Genomic DNA, 20,429 nt, shown 5'->3' with positions numbered 1-20,429 from the left:
GAGACAGCGGGGATCGATCACCCCACGGAGGTGTGTGGTAGCTGACAGTTCCGAATGTCGTAGCCATCCCCTAGGCTTGACGCCATGCCCTTAACCCCACCACCCCATGGTTCCGTGCGGTCTTCCGTCGAACTGAACGAGCGGATCCGCGGCCTGTGGCTGCGCGCGGGCGGCCGCCTCACCGCCGAACAGCGCAGAGAGTACGAGCAACTGGTGACGGAGTGGGCGGCCGCGGTCCGCTCAGAGATCGTGAAGGCCGCTTGACGTGCCGTCGTACGGCGTCGGCCCGGACGTGCACGTGCCCGTCCCCCCGGCCGGCGAGACCTGGACCGTCGGCGCCGTCGTCCTCAATGAACGGGGCGAGGCCTTCGCCCAGAAGCGGGGGCCCGACCGCCGCCTCTTCCCCGACAGCTGGGACATCGTCGGCGGGCATGTCGAGCCCGGGGAGACGCTGCTGGACGCTCTCGCACGCGAGATCGAGGAAGAGACCGGCTGGCGATTGCGGCATGTGCGTCGGTTTCTCGGCGTGGCCGGCTGGACGGGGGACGACGGCGGTGGTGTGCGGCGTGAGGCCGATTACGTCGTCGATGTCGAGGGAGACCTGAGCCGCCCCGCTCTCGAGTGGTCCAAGCACAGCGCGTACGGCTGGTTCGGCCCTGGAGACCTTCACCGGCTCAAGGAGAACCGTGCACCCGGGGAGTTCCTGATCCATGACCTGATCAGCCGCGCGCTCGCCGACGTCGATCAACACCACGGTCACCCGCGTTCTTGACGCGGCCGCGCCGTCCCCCACGCAATCTTCATCGCTGCACGCCCCTTGGCTCGGCCCCCGTCGTACCCAACACTGAGCCGATGACGCAGCGCGTGGAACTGGCCGCCGTGATCGACCGGTTGGCCATCGATGCCCTCATCACCGAGTACGCGGTGACCGTCGACGACGGTGACTGGGACGCCTACCAACAGCTGTTCGCCCCAGAAGGACGCGCCGACTACCGCTCGGCGGGCGGCATCGAGGGAGGGTCCGCCGAGGTGGCCGCGTGGCTGGCCGAGACGATGCGGATGTTCCCGATGCGCCAGCATTTGATCGTCAACCGCAGGCTGGAGTTCGGCACGCTGGACCAGGACATCGGCGACACCGCGCGCGTACAGGCCGACTACGTGAACCCCATGCGGTTCGCGGACCCCGCCGACGGCGCCGCGACCTCCACCGCGCCCGACTTCGTCTGCGGCGGGCGCTACGCCTTCGCGCTGCTGCGTACGCACGGCGGCTGGCGGTTGCGCGAGGTGACCGTGCGGGAGAAGTGGCGCCGCGTCAGCGAGCAGCCGCGCGCCACGCCTGCCGGCGGCTGACGCCACCAAGGCCCCTCCCCATGAGTCTCTGCCGCTGCCTGCCGCTCTCTGTCCCTCGCCGTCGCTCGGCTCACGCGGTCCGAACCCGAACAAACGCCCACTGTTCTAGATCGTCGGGGGCGCGCACACTGGGTACACGATCGGGCGTCGGGGACCGAGGGAGGCGCTGCATGGATCTGTTCGGCGACGGCCGGTGGGGGCGGCTCGGGCCGCGCGCCGAGCGGCTGCTCGCGTCACGCCGGTGGCGAGGCGCCCTCGCCGTCCTGGCCGGGGCGCTGCCCGCCCTCGCGTTCCCCGCGCCGTCGCTGTGGTGGTTCGCGTACGTCGCACTGGTGCCGTGGATACTCCTGGCCCGTACGGCCCCGACCGGGCGGCGGGCCATGGCCGACGGCTGGCTCGGCGGGCTCGGCTTCATGGTCGCCGTGCATCACTGGCTGCTGCCGAGCCTGCATGTCTTCACGGTCGTCATCGCCGCGCTGCTCGGCCTGTTGTGGGCACCGTGGGGCTGGCTGGTGCGGCGGCTCCTCGGCGGCGTGCCGACACTCGGGCGCGCCGCGGCCGCGCTGCTGGTCCTGCCCTCGGGCTGGCTGATGGTGGAACTGGTCAGGTCCTGGGAGGGCTTGGGCGGCCCATGGGGCCTGCTCGGCTCCAGCCAATGGCAACTGCCTCCGGCTCTGCGGCTCGCCTCAGTGGGCGGGGTGTGGCTGGTCAGCGCGCTGCTGGTGACCGTCAACACGGGTCTCGCCCTGCTCGTCGTGGCGTGGACCCAGGGCCGGGCGCCCGCCGCAAGGACGATGCGCAGGGCGACGGCGTGCCGTGCCTCCCGGGGCGGCGAGGCGGTCGGGTCTGGCAGGGAGTGGGAGGCGCCTGTGCCCGAAAGGCGGGAGGCGCCCGGCGCTGTCGGGGCGGCCCCGCTCAAAGCCGCGCGGCCCGCGGCGGCAGTGCCCAAAGCCACGTGGCACACACCTCCTACCGCCCCCAAACCCCCTACAGGCCCCTCCCACCGCGGCCCCGCCCCCAGCGGCCCCGCCGCCCTGACCGGCCTCCTCGCCCTCGCAGTCGTCGCCGTCGCCGCCGCCGCGGCGTGGGTCTGGGCACCCCGGCCCGACGCCGCCGGGCGAGTCCGCGTGGCCGTCGTGCAGCCCGGTGTCATCGACGGCATCGCGGGACCCGAGAAGCGGTTCGCCCGCGAGGAGGAGTTGACCCGCTCGCTCGCTGGGCGGGAGCCGGACCTGGACCTGGTCGTGTGGGGTGAGAGCAGCGTCGGCTTCGACCTGGCCGACCGGCCCGACATGGCCCGCCGCGTCGCGACGCTCTCCCGCGAGGTCGGCGCGGACATCCTGGTGAACGTGGACGCGCGCCGCTCCGACCGGCCCGGCATCTTCAAGAGTTCCGTGCTCGTGGGCCCGGACGGGCCGACCGGCGACCGCTACGACAAAATGCGGCTCGTACCCTTCGGGGAGTACATACCGGCGCGTTCCCTGCTCGGCTGGGCCACCTCCGTCGGCAAGGCCGCCGGCGAGGACCGCAGGCGCGGCGACCGCCAGGTGGTGATGGACGCCGGGCACGGCCTGCGGGTCGGGCCCCTGGTCTGCTTCGAGTCGGCGTTCCCCGACATGAGCCGTCACCTCACCCGGGACGGCGCCGAGCTGCTACTCGCCCAGTCCGCCACGTCGTCGTTCCAGGCCAGCTGGGCCCCCGAGCAGCACGCCTCGCTCGCGGCGGTGCGCGCCGCGGAGACGGGCCGCCCGATGGTGCACGCCACCCTGACCGGCGTCTCCGCGGTCTACGCCCCGGACGGCTCACGCGTCGGCACCCCGCTCGGCACCTCGGCGAGCGCCGTCGCGGTGTACGACGTTCCGCTCGGAGAGGGGGTGACGGCGTACGTCAGGTGGGGTGACTGGCCCCTGCACGGCGCACTCGTGGTGCTCGCGGTGCTCTGCGCGGCCGAGGGCGCGCGGGCCACCAAGCGCCTCGGGCGCGACGGACACCTCGGGCACCTCGGCCGCCCCGGACGCCTTAAGCGCGTCGGGCTCCCCGGGCGCCTCGGAAACCCCCGGGCACCTCAGGAGCGTCGGACGCCTCGGACGGCTCGGACGGCTCGGACGGCTCGGACGCCTCAGGAGCCTCGGACGCCTCAGGCGCCCTCTCCCTGAGCCGCGAGGACCACGCGCTCGCACAGTTCATGAGTCGCCAGCGCATCCCGGGCGCTGAGCACCTTGCCCGCGCGCACGGCGTCGAGGAAGGCGACGACGACCTGTTCGATGCCGCGCTGCCGGGCCACCGACACCCAGTCGCCGCGCCGCCGCACACTCGGCTGGCCCTTGTGGTCGATGACGTCGGCGAGGTTGAGCACCTGCCGCTTGGTGTCCTGCCCGGAGACTTCGAGGATCTCCTCGGTGGACCCGCTCAGCCGGTTCATGACGCCGAGCGCGGTGAAGCCGTCGCCGGCCAGCTGCAGCACGACATGCTCCATGAGCCCGTCGACGACCCGCGCGCGTACGCCGACGTGATCGATCGGCCCCGGCGCCAGGAAACGCAACGTGTCCACGACATGGATGAAGTCGTCCAGAACGAGCGTGCGCGGGTCCTCGGGCAGCCCGACGCGGTTCTTCTGCATCAGGATCAGCTCGCGCGGGTGTTCGACGCACTGGGCGTAACCGGGCGCGTAGCGGCGGTTGAAGCCGACGGCGAGGCTGACCCCGCGCTCCTCGGCGAGCTCCACCAGGCGCTGGGAGTCGGCGAGTTCGTACGCGATCGGCTTGTCGACGTACGTCGGCACGCCCGCCTCGACGAGCCGGGTGACGATCTCCGGGTGCACGGCGGTCGGCGCGTGCACGAAGGCCGCGTCGAGGCCCTGGGCGAGCAGCGCGTCCAGGTCGGTGTGGCAGTGGGCGTCCGGGATGTGGTGGACGCCCGCGACCCGGGCGAGCGTCGCGGGCGTGCGCGTCTGCAGATGCAGCTCGACGCCGGGCCGGGTGGTGAGGACAGGCAGATACGCCTTCTGTGCGATGTCACCGAGTCCGATGCAGCCGACCTTCACCACTGTCTCCCTAATAGCGCTACCACTACTGCTACCGCTGTGCTGGCTCGCGCCCCGGCGCCCGCGCGGTGCGCGCGGACGCTTCGGTCGCCGTTCCCGCAGCATACGGGGCCTGCGGTGGTCGCCAGTCGGCGATGGAGGCGAAGCCGCGCAGGATGAGGTTCGGGCCGAACCGCGACGCCGTGGAGATCAGGGCGTCGCGTACGGCGACGAGCGGGGCGCTGGTCAGGTGTGTGACGCGGGAGGCGCGCGCGGCCCGCCGGACGATCTCCGTGGTACGGGGGACCCGCGCCGCGCTGTAGGCGGCGAGGCCCGCCCCGAGGTCGCCGCCGGGCGCCGCGTGATGGGCCAGCACGACGCCGTCCTCGATGGCCTGGTTGCCGCCCTGTCCGAGGCTCGGCGTCATGGCGTGCGCGGCGTCCCCGACGAGGGCGACGCGGCCCCGGTGGAAGGCGGCGAGCGGTGCCGGAAGGTGGCGGACGTCGTTGCGCAGGATGTCCTCGGTCCTGACGGCGTCGATCAGCTCGGGGATCGGGTCGTGCCAGTCGGCGAAGCGCCGCCGCAGCTCCGCCTTCTCACCGTCGGGCGCCTTGCCGCCTTCGGGCAGCCGGGCCGTGCCGTACGCGTACACCCGGCCGTCCTTGAGCGGCTGCGTGCCCCATACGCCGCCGCGGCCCCACGTCTCGTGCGGCGCGAAGGGCGTCTCAGGCGCGGGTATGACGAACCGCCATGCGGTGAAACCGGCGTACACGGGTCCGGGGTGGGCCGGGAAAAGGGCCGTACGCACGGCGGAGTTGATGCCGTCTGCGCCCACGACGAGGTCCGCCTCGATGTCCCCGTCGTCGGTGGCGACGACGGCCCGGCGGTCGGCGGTGCCGGGGTCGGAGAGGCGGGCGCGCACGCCGGTGCGCAGGGCGTCGTCGGGCAGCGCGGAGACCAGCAGGTCGACGAGGGTCGCGCGGTGCAGCATCACGAGCGTTCCGCCGTACGTCCTGTCGGCCTCGGCCGCGCTCGTACGCACCAGCCAGCGGCCGTTCCGGGTCCGCATGCCGATCTGGCCCTGCCAGGAGGACAGGGCGCGTACGCGGTCGCCGAGGCCGAGGACGTCCAGGGCGCGCTGGGAGTTGGGGGCGAGCCCGATGCCGGAGCCGACGGGTTCAAGGGAGGCGGCGCGCTCCAGGACGGTGACGCTCCAGCCGGACTCGTGCAGGCCGATGGCCGCGGTGAGCCCGCCGATGCCACCGCCGATGACCACTGCGTGGGGCTGCTGCTTCATGGCTCCTCCTCTGCTGTAACCGCACACGGCGGCTGCTGTACCGCACACGGCGGCCGCGTACGCGTCGCCCTCCCGTCACTACAGCTGTAGTGACGCGGTGAGTAGACCGTACTACAGCCGTAGTGCGGCCGGGTAAGGTTTCCGTCATGTCCGTACGCAGCACGGGGTCGCCCCGCACCGAACTGATCGCCGACACCGCCCTGACCCTGCTCGCCGAACGCGGCATGCGCGGCCTCACACACCGGGCCGTCGACGAGGCGGCGGGGCTGCCGCAAGGCTCGACGTCCAACCACGCGCGCACGCGCCTCGCCCTCCTGGAGGCGGCGGTGCGGCGGCAGGCGGAGCGGGAGGCGGAGGTGCTCGACCCCGCCGAACTGCCGGACCCGGCGGCCGGCCGCGACCACCTCGCCGCCGGGCTCGCCCTGGCCCTGCACCGCTACCTGACCGGCGACCACCGTCAACTCCTCCTTTCCCGCTATGAGTTGGCCCTCGAAGCCACGCGCCGACCGGAGCTGCGCGCCTACTACGACGCGGCCGGCGCCCAGTTCAGGGAGCCTCTTGAGGCCCTGCTGAGGTCAGCGGGCTCCCCCACCCCGGAACGCCACACGCTCTCCCTGGTGGCCTGGTGCGACGGCATGATGTTCTCCTGCGTGGCGGGCTCCTACCACGCCACGGCGCCGACGGAGGAAGCCCTCCGGGCAAGCGCGAGGGAGCTGCTGCGCGGAATGCTTCCCGAGTGACGTCGCCATGACCCCATGACGTCACCAGTGCGTCTGCCGCGCTCTGCCCACCCCCGCCCACCCGCCTCCCCGTCACCCATGCGGGGCAACCTCCCCCACATCTCAGCCCCAAAAGCCCCCGGGCCCTGGAGGGTTGGGGGGATGCATCGACCGCCCGCCACCACCACCGCCACCGCCACTGCCGCCGCCGCGCTCCTCGCCTCCCTGGCCGTCACGGCCGCCGCCTCCGGGTGCGTGAGCGTCGAGCGGTCGGCCAGGCCCGCCCCCGCCTCGGCCACCGCGTCGCCGACCGCGCCCCGCACCGAGGGGAGAAGCCGGCCGCGGGTCGAGCAGCCCCCCGGGCGGGAGGCGCTACAGCGCATGGACCCGCCCCGTCGCCCCGCGCCGCGGACCCCTGTCGCCGACGCCCGCCCCACCGTCCCTCGGCCCCGCTCCGAGCCACCGAAGCCGCCGCCGGTGCGCAGACCCGCCGCGGCCCGACCCGACGCGGGGGCCACCCGCCCCGCCCCGCCCTCGCAGCTCCCCACCGTCGACGTGTGCGCGCTCGGCGAGGCGTATGGAGGCTGGGAGCCGGGAAGCCCCCAGTCGACCATCTGCCGGGAGACATACGGCCGTTGAAAGACCCCCGCCCCGTCACCTAGCACTACCCCTCGCCCCTCCTCACTCCTCCTCACTCCTCCTCGCTCCCCTCCCCCACCTCCCGCTCCAGCCTCGCGATGGCCTCCTTGATGCCGTTGCCGTATCCGTCGTCCTCCAGCGCGTCCACCGCGCCGCGGGCCCGGCGCAGATGGCTCCGGGCCGCTTCGGGGCGGTCCAGCTTCACGTAGTCAGCGGCGAGGTTCAGATGCAGGGAGGGGTAGAAGCCGCGCACCGCGAGCGACTGGTGGTGCGCGTTCAGGCGCTCGTCCGTGAGCTCGTCCGCCGCCGACAACGCCCGCAGGTCCCACGCCAGTTCGGCCGAGGGGTCCTCCTGTGTATCCGCCATGTAGTGCGCGAGCGTGCACCGGTGCAGCGCGTCACCGTCCTCGCCGATCTCCCCCCACAGGCCGAGGAAGCGGTCCTGCGCCTCCTCGCGGTCTCCGCCGTGATGGAGCATGACCGCCTGCCCGATCCGCGTCATCATCGCGTCCTCCGCCGTCTGCTCCTGCTGCTCCGTCACCGAGTCCTCCATGGTCGTACGGCCATCGCCCCCATCCCTCACGACGCTAGCCGCCACCACTGACAATCGCGGTCAGGCACGTTCACAGGCGGCGGCGCTCACGCGTACCGCTGGGCCAGCCCGGTGACGCTCCTGATCACCGCGGCGCGCAGCTCGGACGGCCCGAGCACCTCCGCCTCCAGGCCGAGCCGGAGAATGTCGCTCACGGCCACCGGTAGCGCCTCCACTTCTAGGTCGACCTCGGCCCAGCCGTCCGCGTCGGCCGCAGCCGCCCCCTCCACCGCCCGCGCCCCCGCCGCCCCGAACATGGCGGGCAGCAGCCGCAGCCCCACCTGGGAGACCCTCAGCCGCGCGGTGCTGTGCAGCACCCGAGCCTCAAGGCCGCGTGACGCCTCTTCCCAGTACGCCACCAGATCGAAGTCCGCGGGGCGCGTGAAGGTCTCCTCCGCCATCGTCACCGTCAGGAACCGCGACACCCGATACGTACGTACGTCACCGTCGACGGCCGCCGCCAGGTACCAGTTGCCCGCCTTGAGGACCAGCCCCAAGGGGTGCAGCTCCCGCTGGACCTCGCCGCCCCAGCGCCGGTAGCGCCCCCGCAGCACCCGCTGCCGCCACACGGCTTCGGCGACCGCGGCGAGCCGTGGCGCCGGGTCGGCGGTGCGGAACCACGCGGCGGCGTCGAGGTGGAAGCGCTCCTGGATGCGCCGCGACCGCTCCCCGAGGCCCGTGGGCAGCGCGGCGGTCAATTTCAGCTGGGCGGTGGCCAGTTCCGCGCCGAGGCCGAGGTCGGCCGCGGCCCCGGGCATCCCGGCGAGGGCGAGGGAGTCGGCCTCGTCGTCGGTGAGGCCGGTCAGCCGGGTGCGGTAGCCGTCGAGGAGCCGGAAGCCGCCCGCCGGGCCCCGCTCCGCGTAGACGGGCACCCCGGAGGCGGCGAGCGCCTCGGCGTCCCGGTAGACGGTCCTGACCGAGATCTCCAGCTCCCCGGCGAGTTCCGGCGCGGTCATGCGCCCGCGGTTCTGGAGCAGCAGAAGGAGGGCGAGGAGCCGGTCGGCGCGCATGGGGCCCAAGTGTGCCGTGCCGGACGTACCTGACAGAAGATGTCAGGTACGTCCGGCAGAGTCCTCCTCGCAAGCAGAAACGAACCAGCGACGCACCGCTCCCAGGAGGACCCCCATGACCGCGACCACCGCCGGCACCTTCACCTTCGCCGCCTGGAACGAGCAGCCCGTCGCGGGCGCGGACGGCGGCGCCCGCATCACCCACGCCGCCGTCACCAACGACTACACCGGCGCCATCGAGGCGGCGGGCACCTCGTGCGAGTACACCATCGCGTATACGAGCGGGACGACGGGCGGCTATGTCGGCTACGAGTTCATCGAGGGCACGCTCGACGGCCACAAGGGTTCGTTCATCATCGAGCAGCAGGGCTCGTTCGTCGACGACGGCATCGAGTGCGCCTTCACCGTGCTGTCCGGCTCGGGCACCGGTGAGCTGGCCGGGCTCACTGGTACCGGCACGTTCACCGCGCGGCACGGGGACAAGTCCACCCCGTACACCTTCGACTACACGATCCCGATCGGCGGCTGAGCGCTCTCAGCCGAGGTCGGGAATCCGCCAGTCGATCGGCTCGTGCCCCTGCGCCGCCACCGCTTCGTTGATCTGCGTGAAGGGGCGCGAGCCGAAGAACCGCTTCGCGGACAGCGGCGAGGGGTGCGCGCCCTTCACGACGATGTGCCGCTCCTCGTCGATGAGCGGGAGCTTCTTCTGGGCGTAGTTCCCCCACAGCACGAAGACGGCGGGGTCGGGGCGGTCGGCCACGGCGCGGATCACCGCGTCCGTGAACTTCTCCCAGCCCTTGCCCTTGTGGGAGTTGGCCTCGCCGGCGCGGACCGTGAGCACCGCGTTCAGGAGCAGGACGCCCTGCTGGGCCCACGGCATCAGATAGCCGTTGTCCGGCACGGGGTGGCCGAGCTCCTCCTTCATCTCCTTGTAGATGTTCCGCAGCGAGGGCGGGGTCTTCACGCCGGGGCGCACGGAGAAGCACAGCCCGTGGCCCTGGCCCTCGCCGTGGTAGGGGTCCTGGCCGAGGACCAGGACCTTCACCCGCTCGTACGGCGTCGCGTCGAGGGCGGCGAAGACCTCCTCGCGCGGAGGGTAGACGGGACCCGTCGCGCGCTCGCGCTCGACGAACTCGGTGAGCTCCTTGAAGTAGGGCTTCTGCAGCTCCTCGCCGAGGACTCCGCGCCAGGACGCGGGCAGCATGGCGATGTCGGTCACGTCAACAACCTCCGATGTGCGGTCACTTCTCCTGAAGAACCTACCGGCGGCCACTGACAATCGACCCGGCCCCCCGCTCCGCCCGGCGCGATCGACGCCCGCTACCAGCTCGTCTTGCGCTGCAGCTCCCACATCATCATGATCGCCGAGGGGTCGAGCGCGCGTTCGCCACCCGCGATCTCCTCACTGGCCATGATGTACTGCTTGCCCTGCCAGAGCGGCAGCAGCCTGACGTCGTCGACGAGGATGTCCTGGGCCCGCTCGAAATCGTCGACCACCGCGTTCCGGTCGGTCTCCCTGCGCTGGCGCGGCAGCACCTGGTCGGTGATCTCCTTGGACACGTAGGGCGTGTTGAGCACGTTCTTCGGGCCGACGAACGGCGCGATGAAGTTGTCGGCGTCCGGGAAGTCGGGGAACCAGCCGCGTCCGAAGACCGGGTACTCGCCGTTGCTGTAGCCCTCCTGGAACTCCGTCCACGGGCGGCTCTTGAGCGTGATCTCGAAGAGGCCCGAGCCCTCCAGCTGCCGCTTGAGCTCGGCGAACTCCAGCTCGGTGGCCGAGCCGTAACGGTCGGTGGTGTACCAGAGCGTGAGCGGCACGGGCGCGCTGATGCCGGCGTCGGTGAGGATCTTCCTGGCCTTGGCCGTGCTGGGGTCTCCGTAGTCGTCGAAGAACCCGGTGGCGTGCCCGGTGAGCCCTCTCGGCACCATCGAGTAGAGCGGTTCGACGGTGTCCTTGTAGATCTTGTGGGCGATGGCGGCGCGGTCGACGATCTGCGCGAAGGCCCGCCGGACCGGCAGCTTCCGTGCCCAGGGGTCCTTGGTGTTGAACACCAGGTAGCGGATCTCGGTGCCCGCGCCCTCGACGAGTTCGATGTCCTGCTCGCGCCGGCCCTTGCCCTGCATGGCGACGATGTCCTCGGAGGCGAGACCTCGGAAGGTCACGTCGATCTGCTTCTCCTTGATGGCGTCGACCATCGCCGACGACTTCTTGTAGTAGCGGATGGTGACGGCGTCGTTCTTGACGTCGGCCGCGCCCTTGTAGTGACTGTTCTTGACCAGTTCGGCCTTCTGGCCGGGTGTGTACGCCTCCAGGGCGTACGGCCCGGAGCCGGTGATCTCGTTGCCCTCGCGGAGCTTGTCCGCCGGGTAGTCGCCGGGGTCGACGATCGACATGGCGGGTGTCGACAGCACGAACGGGAACGTCGCGTCCGCCTTCTTGAGCCGGAAGATGACAGTCCGCTCCCCCTTGGCCTCGACCTCCTTGAGCGAGCCGAGCAGCCCCATGGGGCCGCCCTTGACCACGCCCTTCGCCTCGATCGTGCGCATGCGGTCGAAGGAGTACTTGACGGCCGCCGCGTCCAGTTCGTCGCCGTCGGAGAACTTCAGCCCTTCGCGCAGCTCGCAGGCGAAGACCGTGCTGGAGGCGTCCGTGAACTCGCAGGACTCGGCGGCGTCCGGTTCCGGTTCGGTGGCTCCCGAAGGGAAGCTGAGCAGTGTCTGGAAGACGTTCCTGTACAGCTCCCAGGAGCTGTCCCAGGCCTTGGCCGGGTCCAGGGTGGTGGGCGCGCTCATGGTGCCTACGGTGATCCGCTGTTCCTCGTCCGGCCCCTCGGAGGACAGCACTCCGCAACCCGCGAGCAGTGACATGGACGCGAGCGCCGCCACCTGCCGCAGACCCCTCGCACGCATCGCAAGGGCAACTTCACTGAACACGCGCACGCTCCTCGATCGGCCATGCCATGGGGTCGGCAGACAATATCGCAGTGCCCCGCCGGGCCAACTGCTGGCGCCGACAGGGCACTTGATGCGCGTGTACGTCACTTTTGACGGCGTACCCGAGGATTGTGAGGCTTTGGTCAGCCGACGCCCGCATTGAGGAAGATGCCGCCATCGACCACGAGTGTCTGGCCGGTGATCCAGTCGGACTGGCCTGAGGTGAGGAAGGCGGCCGCGCCCCCGATGTCCTCGGGCACGCCGAGCCTGCCGAGCGGGTAGGAGGCGGCGGCCTCCGCCTCGCGGCCCTCGTAGAGCGCCTGGGCGAACTTGGTCTTGACGACCGCGGGCGCGATGGAGTTCACGCGCACCTTCGGCGCGAACTCGTGCGCCAGCTGAAGGCTGAGGTTGACCATGGCGGCCTTGCTCATCCCGTACGCGCCGATGAAGGGTGAGGCGGAGACGCCCGCGACGGAGGCGATGTTCACGATCGCGCCGCCGTTCTCGCTCTGCCAGGCCTTCCAGGTCCGCTGGGCGAAGCCGAGCGCGGAGATGACGTTGGTCTCGTAGACCTTGCGGGCCACGTTGAGGTCGAGGTCGGCGATCGGCCCGAAGACCGGGTTCGTACCGGCGTTGTTGATCAGGAAGTCGACCCGGCCGAACGCCTCCATCATGCGCTCGACGGCGACGGCCTGGTGGGCCTCGTCGTGGGCCTTGCCCGCGACGCCGATGACCCGGTCGGAGCCGAGCTTCTCGACGGCCTCCTTGAGGGCGTCCTCGTTGCGTCCGGTGATGCAGACGCGGTCGCCCCGGGCGACCAGGGCCTCGGCGATGCCGTAGCCGATGCCGCGGCTCGCGCCCGTGATGAGCGCGGTCTTCCCACTGTCCTGCACAGCCATGATCTCGCCTTCCGGATCAGTTGAGCGGGCCGCCGGCCACGTACATGACCTGCCCGGAGACAAAGCCCGCGGCATCACCCGTGAAGAAGGCGATGGCGTTGGCGATGTCCTCGGGGCGGCCGACGCGCTGCACCGGGATCTGAGTGGCGGCCGCGGTCTGGAACTCCTCGAAGTCCATGCCCACGCGGTCGGCGGTGGCCTTGGTCATCTCGGTGACGATGAAGCCGGGGGCGACGGAGTTGGCGGTCACGCCGAACTTGCCGAGCTCCTTGGCGAGGGTCTTGGTGAAGCCCTGCAGTCCGGCCTTGGCGGCGGCGTAGTTGGCCTGGCCGCGGTTGCCGAGCGCGGAGGACGAGGAGAGGTTGACGATGCGGCCGAAGCCCGCGTCGACCATGTGCTTCTGGACGGCGCGGGACATCAGGAAGGCGCCGCGCAGGTGCACGTTCATGACCGTGTCCCAGTCGCCCGCGCTCATCTTGAAGAGGAGGTTGTCGCGGAGCACGCCCGCGTTGTTGACGAGGATCGTCGGCGCGCCGAGCTCCTCGGCGATGCGGGCGACGGCGGCCTCGACCTGGGCCTCGTCGGACACGTCGCAGCCGACCGCGAGCGCCTTGCCGCCGGCCGCGGTGATCTGCGCGACGGTGTCCTTGCAGGCGGCCTCGTCGAGGTCGATGACGGCCACGGCGCGGCCCTCGGCCGCGAGCCGTACGGCGGTCGCCGCACCGATGCCTCGCGCTCCTCCGGTCACGACCGCGACGCGCTGCTCAGTGGTGGACATGCTGGTTCTCCTCGCCCTTGGGATGCGGCTCTACGGTACGCCCCGATGGTGAGCGACCGCTTAGTACCTTCAGCTGGACGAGACGCTAGAAGCCCTGGCACCGGGTGTCAACGGCACACAGGCGAGCTGTGACCTGTTACCTCACCAAGAGGCCCAGGAGACGGTCCACCTCGGCCTCGGGATCCGCCGTCAGACCGGTGTGCACGGGCCCCGGCTGGACCACCGTGGAGCGCGGCGCGATCAGCCAGCGAAAGCGCCGCCCCGCGTCGTCGCGCTCGGCCTGGCCCGCGGCCTCGCCGCCCGCGCAGATCCGCTCGACGGCACCGAGCGCGGCCTTGACGCCGACGACGTCGGCCGCCGGGTCGAGCGCGAGCAGCTTGCTCTCGTCGAGGTGCGTACGGGCGGCCACGAAGGACTTGGCGCGGCAGTAGACCACGACGCCCGCGTTGAACTGCTCGCCGCGCTCCACGCGCGGCACCACGCGCACCAGCGCGTACTCGAAGACGTCCCGCTCCGTCACTTGGTGGCCCCCTTCGGCCGCGGCTCGCCGAGCGCGATCCGCTCGTGGATGGTCTTGGCGCGCGGCAGCAGCGCCGCCGCGTAGGCGCGGCGCACGTCGTCCGGGCCCTCGAAGCCGGGCTCGTCGACCAGCCAGGCGTCGGGCACCTCGGCGGTGACCTCGGCGAGCAGTTCCTCGGTGACGAGGGGGGCGAGCTCGGCCGTGGCCGACGCCACGTCGGGCCCGTAGGGGGCGAGGACGTGGTCCGATGCGTCGTACGGCTTGGCGGCCGCGGTCTCGGCGGTGCGCCAGTTGTGGTGCCAGATCATGCTCGCGCCGTGGTCGATCAGCCACAGGTCGCCGTGCCACAGGAGCAGGTTCGGGTTGCGCCAGGACCGGTCCACGTTGTTGATGAGGGCGTCGAACCAGACGACGCGTCCCGCCTCGGCCGGGTCCACGTCGTACGCGAGGGGGTCGAAGCCGAGCGCGCCCGACAGGAAGTCCATGCCGAGGTTGAGGCCACCGCTCGACTTCAGAAGTCCCTGCACCTCCTGGTCGGGCTCCCCGAGGCCGATCACCGGGTCGAGGAGGATCTGGACGAGCCGCGGCATCCGCAGCCCCAGGCGGCGCGCCAGCTCCCCGCAGACCACCTCGGCGACGAGCGTCTTGCGGCCCTGTCCGGCGCCGGTGAACTTCATGACGTACGTCGCGTACGCGCCCTCGGCGTCGGCGGCCTCTACGACGCCGGGCAGCGATCCGCCCTCCCGCAGGGGCGTGACATAGCGGACCGCGGTGACTTCCGTGAGCATGGCCCCAGGTTACTTCCGGGCCGGAGCTGTTCGATCACTCGCCCCGCTGCCTACAGTGCCCGGCATGGACTCCTTTGGCCTTCCTCGGCAGTTCGCGCGCACACGCCCCTTCTCCCTGGGGGTGCCGCGCGGCTTCACGGCCCGGCACGGCCAACGCCGAGACGTCGCCGCACATCCTGCGCCTGGACGGGACGCGGGTCGCGGTGCGCGCCCCGGACGAGGTGCCCGAGGAGTCCACGCCGCGCGCCGCACCGGCGCCCTGCGGCGGATCAGCGAGGGCCCCGGCGTGCACGCGGCGGCCGTCGGCGGGGACACCGTGGTGCTCGACAGCAGGGCTCCGGACGGACAGACGGTGACCGTGCTGCGCGGGGGCGAACCGGCCGGGCGGAGAGCGTAAGAAGTCGCTGAGGCTTGAGAAGTCCCTGAGCCTTAAGAAGTCCCTGAGCCCTAAGAAGTTCTCGAGCCTTAAGAAGTTCTCGAGCCTTAAGAAGTCCCCGCGCGTTTGAACGCGGCGGCCGACGCGGCCGTACCACCGGGCATGACGACTTCCGAAGAAACCGTCTCCGGGCCCAGCCGCCGCACCGTCGTGGCCACGGTCGGCGCCGCGGGGATCGCCGCCGCCCTCACCGCGTGCGGCAGTGACGACAAGGACTCCTCCGCACCGGCGGGCGCGCAGTCCCCGGCGGGCGGCGACGGCGCCACCGGGACCGTGCTCGCCAGGACGGCGGACATCCCCGTGGGCGGCGGCAAGATCTTCAAGGACGAGGGGGTGGTGGTCACCCAGCCCGCCAAGGGCGAGTTCAAGGCCTTCTCGAACCTCTGCACTCACAAGAAGTGCCCGGTGACGAGCGTCGAGGGCGGCACCATCAACTGCCCCTGCCACGGAAGCAAGTTCGACATCGCCGACGGCAGCGTGAAACAGAACCCGGCGCCCAGTCCGCTGCCCGCGGCCGAGATCTCCGTGGACGGCGACTCGATCAAGCTCGCCTAGGCGCGGCGCGGCCCCTTCCAGGCGCCGAGGACGTCCTCCGTGCCGGCGATGGTGGCGACCAGCGCGAGGGTGTTGCGGACCATCGCGGGCGTGTACTCGGAGGGGACCCCCGCGATGGCGTCGGCGGGCACGACGGCGGTGTAGCCGAGGTTCACGGCGTCGAACACGGCGTTGGGTATCGCGACGTTGGCCGAGACCCCGGTGACCAGAAGGGTCCGGCAGCCGATGTTGCGCAGCAGCGCGTCGACGTCGGTTCCCGCGAGGGGCGAGAGGCCGTGCAGGCGGCGTACGACGAGGTCCTCGTCGGCCACGTCGATCGGCGGCGCGACCCGCACGGCCGTCGTACCCGAGAGCTGCCGCACGGGCAGCCGTTCGGCGGCGCGGAAGAGCCGGGCGTTGCGGCTGGCCCCGCGCCCGTCGGGCCGCCGCTCGGCGACCGCGTGCAGCACCTGGACGCCGCTGTGGTGGGCCGCGGACACCAGCCGCGCGACATTGGCGAGGGCACCGGACGACCGCGCCTCCTCGGCGAGTTCGGGCAGCGCGCTCTCGGTGCCCACGATGCCCTGCTGGCACTCGACGGTCAGCAGGGCCGTGGTGGCGGGGTCGAGGATCTCCCTGAGCTGTTCGTACGACGGCATGGCTCCCCCTGTCGAGGACGTCCGGGACATCCGGCCCCCGGCGGGCAGTCGGGGCGCCCGGAATCCGCGCGAGGCTAACGGCCATTGCGTCACGAGGGAAGAGCGTCCATCCTTTCGTGACGCCCACCCTGACGCCCAGTCAGAAGGGGACGGGGATGGGGATGGGGACGGGGAGCGAGTCAGGTGCGGGCACGCGGAACACCACTCAGGAGGACACATGGCCGTCACACAGCGCCGGGGCCGCAGGATCATGATGACGCCGGACGAGCTGGACGCGTTCCTCGCCACGGAGCGCACCTGCCGGGTGGCGACGGTCTCCGCCGACGGCGCCCCGCACGTCAGCACGCTCTGGTTCGCCTGGGACGGCACGTCGCTGTGGCTGTACTCGATCACCCGCAGCAAGCGCTGGGCCGACCTGATCCGGGATCAGCGGATCGCCGTCGTGGTCGACACGGGCGAGGAGTACGGAGAGCTGCGCGGCGTCGAGCTGTCGGGCGCCGTGGACTTCGTCGGGGAGTCTCCGCGCACGGGCGAACCGTGCCCGGAACTGGACGTTCCTGAGCGGCTGTTCGCCCGCAAACTGTTCGGCCTGGACGAGATGCCGCACGACGGCCGCCACGCGTGGATCCGGCTCACGCCGGACGCGATCGCGTCGTGGGACTTCCGTAAGCTGGCGGAGCTGTAACGAGCTCGTGGCCCGGCATCCGGCATCCGGCCTACCGGAGCCCCGCCCCGGCCGCCCGCAGCGCCTCCACCACCGCTCTGATCGACGGACGCCGGTCCGCGTCCGCCCGCCACACCACGTACACATGGCGCCGCACCCGGTGCCGCACGGGGACCATGCGCACCCCGGCCGGCATCGGGTCCCGCCCCAGCTGCGGGGCCACGCAGACGCCGAGGCCGGCCGCGACCAGCGCGAGCTGGGTGTGGTGCTCCTGGGCGCGGTGCGCGATGCGCGGCTCGATGCCCTTGCCGCGCAGCGTGAACATCAGCCACTCATGGCAGAACTCGCCCTCCCCCCAGGTGATCCACTCGTCGTCCGCGAACTCCTCCAGACCCACTTCGGAGCGGTCCGCGAGCGGATGCGCGGCGGGCATCGCGACATCGGCGGGGTCGTCGAGGAGGGGCGCCTTGACCAGGCCGTCCGGGATCGGCAGCGGCTTGTTGTACCAGTCGAGGACGACCGCCATGTCGATGTCGCCGCGCACCACGGCCGACACCGCGGGGGTCGGCTCCAGTTCGTGGCAGCCGACCCGCAGCCCCGGGTGATCGGCGCGGAGCGCGGAGAGCGTGGCGGGCAGCAGTCCGCGCATGGCCGTGGGGAACGCGGAGATCCGCAGCTCGCCGACCGCCTTGCCGCGCTGCTCCTCCAGGTCGGCCTGGGCGAGCTCGACCTGCGAGAGGATCCGCGCGGCGTGCTCGGCGAGCAGCCGCCCCGCGTCGGTGAGGCGCACGCCCCGGCCGTTCTTGGCGAGGAGCTGCTGGCCCACCTCCCGCTCCAGCTTCGTCATCTGCTGGGACACCGCGGACGTTGTGACGTGCAGGCCCGCGGCGGCGCCGCTCACCGAGCCGTGCCGGGCGAGGGCGTCGAGCGTACGGAGGCGCTCCAGGTTCAACATGTAAGCAATGCTACGCGATACAGCGCAACAAAACTCGCTTGTGCTACGAGATCATCGGGACGCATCGTGGAACGCATGAGCACCCCGTCCTCACGCACCACCCCGGCCTCACGCACCGCCCCGTCCCCACGTACCGCCCCGGCCCCATCAGCCACGTCCGCCGCGACCCCGCCCGCCACACCGTCCTCGAAGGCGACCGGCCGCCCCGCCCTCGACTGGCGCGTCCGCTTCGGCGTCCTCTCGCTCATCTGGGGCTTCAGCTTCCTGCTGATCAAGGTAGGCACGGAGGCGTACGCGCCCTTCCAGGTCACGCTCGGGCGGCTCGTGTTCGGCACAGCGGTGGTCGCCGCCGTGCTCGTGGTGAAGCGGGAGCGGCTGCCGCGCGGAGCGCGTACCTGGCTGCACCTCACGGTGGCGGCGTTGCTGCTCAACGCCCTGCCGTTCTCGCTGTTCGCTTACGCGGAGCTGACGATCCCCTCCACGCTCGCCGGGATCTGCAACGCGACGTCGCCGCTGTGGGGCATGGCCCTCTCGCTCGTCGCGCTCTCCGAGGACCGCCCGACCAGGCGCCGCGTCGCGGGCCTCGGCATCGGCTTCCTCGGGGTGCTCACCGTGCTGGGCGCCTGGCGGGGCTTCAGCGGTCTCGACTTCGCGGGCACGGGGATGGCGCTGCTGGCCTCGCTCAGCTATCCGATCGGCTGGATCTACGTCCGCCGCACCCTGGCCGGTTCGGGCCACTCGACCCTCTCCCTGACCGGAGCGCAACTGCTGCTCGCGACCGTCGAACTGGCGGTGGTGACGCCGCTGTTCACCTCGTTCCCGACCAGCTTCCCGGTGGTGCCGCTGCTGGCGATCGTGGCGCTCGGCGCCCTCGGCACGGGGCTTGCCTTCCTGTTGCAGTACGCGCTGGTCGACGAGGTCGGTCCGACCACCGCCCAGATGGTCACGTACTTCGTCCCGGTCATCGCGACGGCCGCGGGCGTCGCCGTGCTCGGCGAGTCCCTGAGCTGGTCGACGCCGATCGGCGCGGCGATCGTCCTCGCGGGCGCGGCCCTGACCCGGTCCCGACCGCGCACGACAACGACCCCACGCGGCGCGACACCCCCAGTCAACCCGGCCCCTGACCGCCAGTCGTCACCCGGCCGGTAGCCACCCGCCGCCCCGTCCCCCCTCACTCATATCGCCGCGCCGGAGCAGGCCCGACCGCCGAGGCCACCGCTTCCGCCATCGGCACGATCTCCTCGTCGGCGAGTCCCGCGACGGTGATCCGTACCCCGGGGCTCGCGCCGAGCCGGAAGCGTGCGCCCGGGGCGACGGCCCAGCCGGCGTGCAGCAGACGGGCCACGGCTCCCGTCTCGTCCGGGACCGGCACCCATACGTTCATGCCGCTGCGCCCGTGCGCCGGTACGCCCCGTTCGGCGAGCGCCGCGATCAGCGCGTCCCGTCGGCCTCCGTACGACGCCGCCACCACGCCGGGGTCGACCGCGCCGTCGGCCCAGAGCCGCACCACGGCACGCTGGAGCAGCCGGCTCACCCAGCCGGGGCCGAGCCGCTGGCGGCCCTGGACCCGATCGACGGTGACGGGGTCTCCGGTGAGTACGGCGAGCCGCAGGTCCGGCCCGTACGCCTTGGCGGTCGAGCGCACCAGCGCCCAGCTGTGGGTCACCCCGGCGAGCGGGTGCAGCGGCAGGTCGACGATGCCATGGCCGTGGTCGTCCTCGATGAGCAGCACCTCCTTGTGCCCGGCGAGCACCTTCCGCAAGCCACGCGCGCGTGGAGCGCTGACAGCGGCGCCCGTGGGGTTCTGCGCGCGGTCCGTCACGATGACCGCGCGGGCACCTCCGGCCACGGCCCGCTCCACATCGGCGGGCAGCGGCCCCTCGTCGTCCACTGCTACCGGGACCGTCCGCAGCCCGAGCGCCGAGACCAGGTCGAGCAGGCTGCCCCAGCCCGGGTCCTCGACGGCCACCGCGTCGCCCGGCTTGAGGTGGGCGGCGAGCACCCTCTCGATGGCGTCGAGCGACCCGGAGGTGACGGCGACGGGCCCGGCGGGGACCCCGTCGATGTCGAAGGCCACGCGCGCGTGCCGTTCGAGCTCCGGGTCCACGGCCCCCTCTCCGTAGAGGACCGGTTCCTCGTCGCCCTGCGCCGCGGCCGCCGCGAACGCCCCGGCGAGCGGGGGCAGCAGCCGCGGGTCGGGGTTGCCCTCGGAGACGTTCCGCACCCCGGGCGGCGCGTCCACGCGGATCAGCTCGCGCGCGGTCGTGGCGGGCTTCGGCCGTACGCGACTTCCGCGCCGCCCCGCCGTCTCGATGACCCCGCGCTCGCGCAGGGTGCGATACGCGGCCGCCACAGTATTGGGATTCACCCCGAGACGCGTGGCCAACTCACGCATGGGCGGCAGCAGTTGCCCCGGCTCCAGGCCACCGTCACCCACGGCCCGCTCCACGCTGGCCGCGATATCCGCTGCACGCCGTCCTTCGATCGGATACTCTCCTAGCACAAAACACAGTATGCACTAGTGCAATAAGAACAGCAACACGCCGCACCGGATGCGGAGCAGCAGCACACGCGTGAGCACGCGCACAGCACGCGCACAGCACACGCGCAGCACATGGATCAGCAGACGGATC

Annotated in this window: 24 protein-coding genes; 11 read left to right on the top strand and 13 right to left on the bottom strand. The window is 72.0% G+C overall.

Features of this window, described 5'->3' with window-relative positions; genetic code table 11:
- Positions 1 to 114: 114 nt before the first annotated feature.
- The 4 genes from ACWDVB_RS18745 (at position 115) to lnt (ending at position 3,506) form a co-directional block, all read left to right on the top strand.
- The gene (locus tag ACWDVB_RS18745; protein ID WP_451513777.1) at positions 115 to 264 is read left to right on the top strand and encodes a hypothetical protein; all 150 of its coding nucleotides are present in this window, start codon (positions 115 to 117) and stop codon (positions 262 to 264) included.
- Position 265: 1 nt separating this feature from the next.
- Positions 266 to 772 (top strand): NUDIX hydrolase, encoded by a 507-nt coding sequence (locus ACWDVB_RS18740; protein WP_451513778.1) that lies wholly within the window; start codon positions 266 to 268, stop codon positions 770 to 772.
- Between the two features lie 80 nt (positions 773 to 852).
- Positions 853 to 1,350, top strand: a complete 498-nt coding sequence (locus ACWDVB_RS18735; protein ID WP_451513779.1) for a nuclear transport factor 2 family protein — start codon at positions 853 to 855, stop codon at positions 1,348 to 1,350.
- 170 nt (positions 1,351 to 1,520) lie between these two features.
- Complete coding sequence (gene lnt / locus ACWDVB_RS18730; protein WP_451513780.1) at positions 1,521 to 3,506, top strand: apolipoprotein N-acyltransferase; 1,986 nt, start codon at positions 1,521 to 1,523, stop codon at positions 3,504 to 3,506.
- Here the strand turns inward: lnt and ACWDVB_RS18725 are convergent.
- Positions 3,488 to 4,393, bottom strand: a complete 906-nt coding sequence (locus ACWDVB_RS18725) for a Gfo/Idh/MocA family protein (RefSeq protein ID WP_451513781.1) — start codon at positions 4,391 to 4,393, stop codon at positions 3,488 to 3,490. The two genes, lnt and ACWDVB_RS18725, sit on opposite strands and share 19 nt — an antisense overlap.
- Positions 4,394 to 4,424: 31 nt before the next feature.
- The gene (locus tag ACWDVB_RS18720; RefSeq protein WP_451513782.1) at positions 4,425 to 5,669 is read right to left on the bottom strand and encodes an FAD-dependent monooxygenase; all 1,245 of its coding nucleotides are present in this window, start codon (positions 5,667 to 5,669) and stop codon (positions 4,425 to 4,427) included.
- Between the two features lie 146 nt (positions 5,670 to 5,815).
- Here ACWDVB_RS18720 and ACWDVB_RS18715 point away from each other — a divergent pair, with 146 nt between their 5' ends.
- Positions 5,816 to 6,409 carry a TetR/AcrR family transcriptional regulator gene (locus ACWDVB_RS18715; RefSeq protein WP_451513783.1) on the top strand — a complete coding sequence of 198 codons (594 nt, stop codon included), beginning with the start codon at positions 5,816 to 5,818 and terminating at the stop codon, positions 6,407 to 6,409.
- A 141-nt stretch (positions 6,410 to 6,550) separates the two neighbouring features.
- Positions 6,551 to 7,027 carry a hypothetical protein gene (locus ACWDVB_RS18710; protein ID WP_451513784.1) on the top strand — a complete coding sequence of 159 codons (477 nt, stop codon included), beginning with the start codon at positions 6,551 to 6,553 and terminating at the stop codon, positions 7,025 to 7,027.
- A 52-nt stretch (positions 7,028 to 7,079) separates the two neighbouring features.
- On the opposite strand, the gene ACWDVB_RS18705 is transcribed toward ACWDVB_RS18710, so the two are convergent.
- The gene (locus tag ACWDVB_RS18705) at positions 7,080 to 7,568 is read right to left on the bottom strand and encodes a hypothetical protein (protein WP_451513785.1); all 489 of its coding nucleotides are present in this window, start codon (positions 7,566 to 7,568) and stop codon (positions 7,080 to 7,082) included.
- A gap of 98 nt (positions 7,569 to 7,666) precedes the next feature.
- Entirely contained in the window at positions 7,667 to 8,629 is a 963-nt protein-coding gene (locus ACWDVB_RS18700) for a helix-turn-helix transcriptional regulator (RefSeq protein ID WP_451513786.1), read from the bottom strand.
- Positions 8,630 to 8,744: 115 nt separating this feature from the next.
- Here ACWDVB_RS18700 and ACWDVB_RS18695 point away from each other — a divergent pair, with 115 nt between their 5' ends.
- The gene (locus tag ACWDVB_RS18695) at positions 8,745 to 9,158 is read left to right on the top strand and encodes a DUF3224 domain-containing protein (RefSeq protein WP_451513787.1); all 414 of its coding nucleotides are present in this window, start codon (positions 8,745 to 8,747) and stop codon (positions 9,156 to 9,158) included.
- Positions 9,159 to 9,164: 6 nt separating this feature from the next.
- On the opposite strand, the gene ACWDVB_RS18690 is transcribed toward ACWDVB_RS18695, so the two are convergent.
- The 6 genes from ACWDVB_RS18690 to ACWDVB_RS18665 form a co-directional block, all read right to left on the bottom strand.
- Positions 9,165 to 9,848 (bottom strand): uracil-DNA glycosylase, encoded by a 684-nt coding sequence (locus ACWDVB_RS18690; RefSeq protein WP_451513788.1) that lies wholly within the window; start codon positions 9,846 to 9,848, stop codon positions 9,165 to 9,167.
- Positions 9,849 to 9,949: 101 nt separating this feature from the next.
- Positions 9,950 to 11,539 carry an ABC transporter substrate-binding protein gene (locus ACWDVB_RS18685; RefSeq protein WP_451513837.1) on the bottom strand — a complete coding sequence of 530 codons (1,590 nt, stop codon included), beginning with the start codon at positions 11,537 to 11,539 and terminating at the stop codon, positions 9,950 to 9,952.
- A gap of 167 nt (positions 11,540 to 11,706) precedes the next feature.
- Positions 11,707 to 12,462: an SDR family oxidoreductase gene (locus ACWDVB_RS18680; protein ID WP_451513789.1), complete on the bottom strand. Its 756-nt coding sequence runs from the start codon at positions 12,460 to 12,462 to the stop codon at positions 11,707 to 11,709.
- A gap of 16 nt (positions 12,463 to 12,478) precedes the next feature.
- A complete protein-coding gene (fabG, locus tag ACWDVB_RS18675; RefSeq protein ID WP_451513790.1) occupies positions 12,479 to 13,240 on the bottom strand; it encodes a 3-oxoacyl-ACP reductase FabG in 762 nt (253 codons plus the stop codon).
- A 136-nt stretch (positions 13,241 to 13,376) separates the two neighbouring features.
- Entirely contained in the window at positions 13,377 to 13,760 is a 384-nt protein-coding gene (locus ACWDVB_RS18670; RefSeq protein WP_451513791.1) for a DUF3037 domain-containing protein, read from the bottom strand.
- Positions 13,757 to 14,548 carry a HipA family kinase gene (locus ACWDVB_RS18665; RefSeq protein WP_451513792.1) on the bottom strand — a complete coding sequence of 264 codons (792 nt, stop codon included), beginning with the start codon at positions 14,546 to 14,548 and terminating at the stop codon, positions 13,757 to 13,759. The genes ACWDVB_RS18670 and ACWDVB_RS18665 overlap by 4 nt, the downstream gene beginning before the upstream one ends.
- Positions 14,549 to 14,612: 64 nt before the next feature.
- Between ACWDVB_RS18665 and ACWDVB_RS18660 the strand changes: the two genes are divergently transcribed.
- Positions 14,613 to 14,945, top strand: coding sequence for a hypothetical protein (locus ACWDVB_RS18660; RefSeq protein WP_451513793.1), 333 nt, complete (start codon positions 14,613 to 14,615; stop codon positions 14,943 to 14,945).
- 141 nt (positions 14,946 to 15,086) lie between these two features.
- Positions 15,087 to 15,539 (top strand): Rieske (2Fe-2S) protein, encoded by a 453-nt coding sequence (locus ACWDVB_RS18655; RefSeq protein ID WP_451513794.1) that lies wholly within the window; start codon positions 15,087 to 15,089, stop codon positions 15,537 to 15,539.
- Here ACWDVB_RS18655 and ACWDVB_RS18650 read toward each other — a convergent pair.
- Entirely contained in the window at positions 15,536 to 16,177 is a 642-nt protein-coding gene (locus ACWDVB_RS18650) for a cysteine hydrolase (protein WP_451513795.1), read from the bottom strand. The two genes, ACWDVB_RS18655 and ACWDVB_RS18650, sit on opposite strands and share 4 nt — an antisense overlap.
- Positions 16,178 to 16,394: 217 nt before the next feature.
- Between ACWDVB_RS18650 and ACWDVB_RS18645 the strand changes: the two genes are divergently transcribed.
- Entirely contained in the window at positions 16,395 to 16,862 is a 468-nt protein-coding gene (locus tag ACWDVB_RS18645) for a pyridoxamine 5'-phosphate oxidase family protein (protein ID WP_451513796.1), read from the top strand.
- A gap of 31 nt (positions 16,863 to 16,893) precedes the next feature.
- On the opposite strand, the gene ACWDVB_RS18640 is transcribed toward ACWDVB_RS18645, so the two are convergent.
- The gene (locus tag ACWDVB_RS18640) at positions 16,894 to 17,796 is read right to left on the bottom strand and encodes a LysR family transcriptional regulator (RefSeq protein WP_451513797.1); all 903 of its coding nucleotides are present in this window, start codon (positions 17,794 to 17,796) and stop codon (positions 16,894 to 16,896) included.
- Between the two features lie 75 nt (positions 17,797 to 17,871).
- Here ACWDVB_RS18640 and ACWDVB_RS18635 point away from each other — a divergent pair, with 75 nt between their 5' ends.
- Positions 17,872 to 18,945 (top strand): DMT family transporter, encoded by a 1,074-nt coding sequence (locus ACWDVB_RS18635; protein WP_451513798.1) that lies wholly within the window; start codon positions 17,872 to 17,874, stop codon positions 18,943 to 18,945.
- 22 nt (positions 18,946 to 18,967) lie between these two features.
- Here the strand turns inward: ACWDVB_RS18635 and ACWDVB_RS18630 are convergent, their stop codons facing one another.
- Positions 18,968 to 20,299 (bottom strand): aminotransferase class I/II-fold pyridoxal phosphate-dependent enzyme, encoded by a 1,332-nt coding sequence (locus ACWDVB_RS18630; RefSeq protein WP_451513799.1) that lies wholly within the window; start codon positions 20,297 to 20,299, stop codon positions 18,968 to 18,970.
- Positions 20,300 to 20,429 lie beyond the last annotated feature (130 nt).

The organism is Streptomyces sp. NPDC003379, from assembly GCF_053589195.1.
The sequence above is the reverse complement of the archived record's forward strand: the minus strand, read 5'-3'. Positions and strand labels throughout refer to the sequence as shown.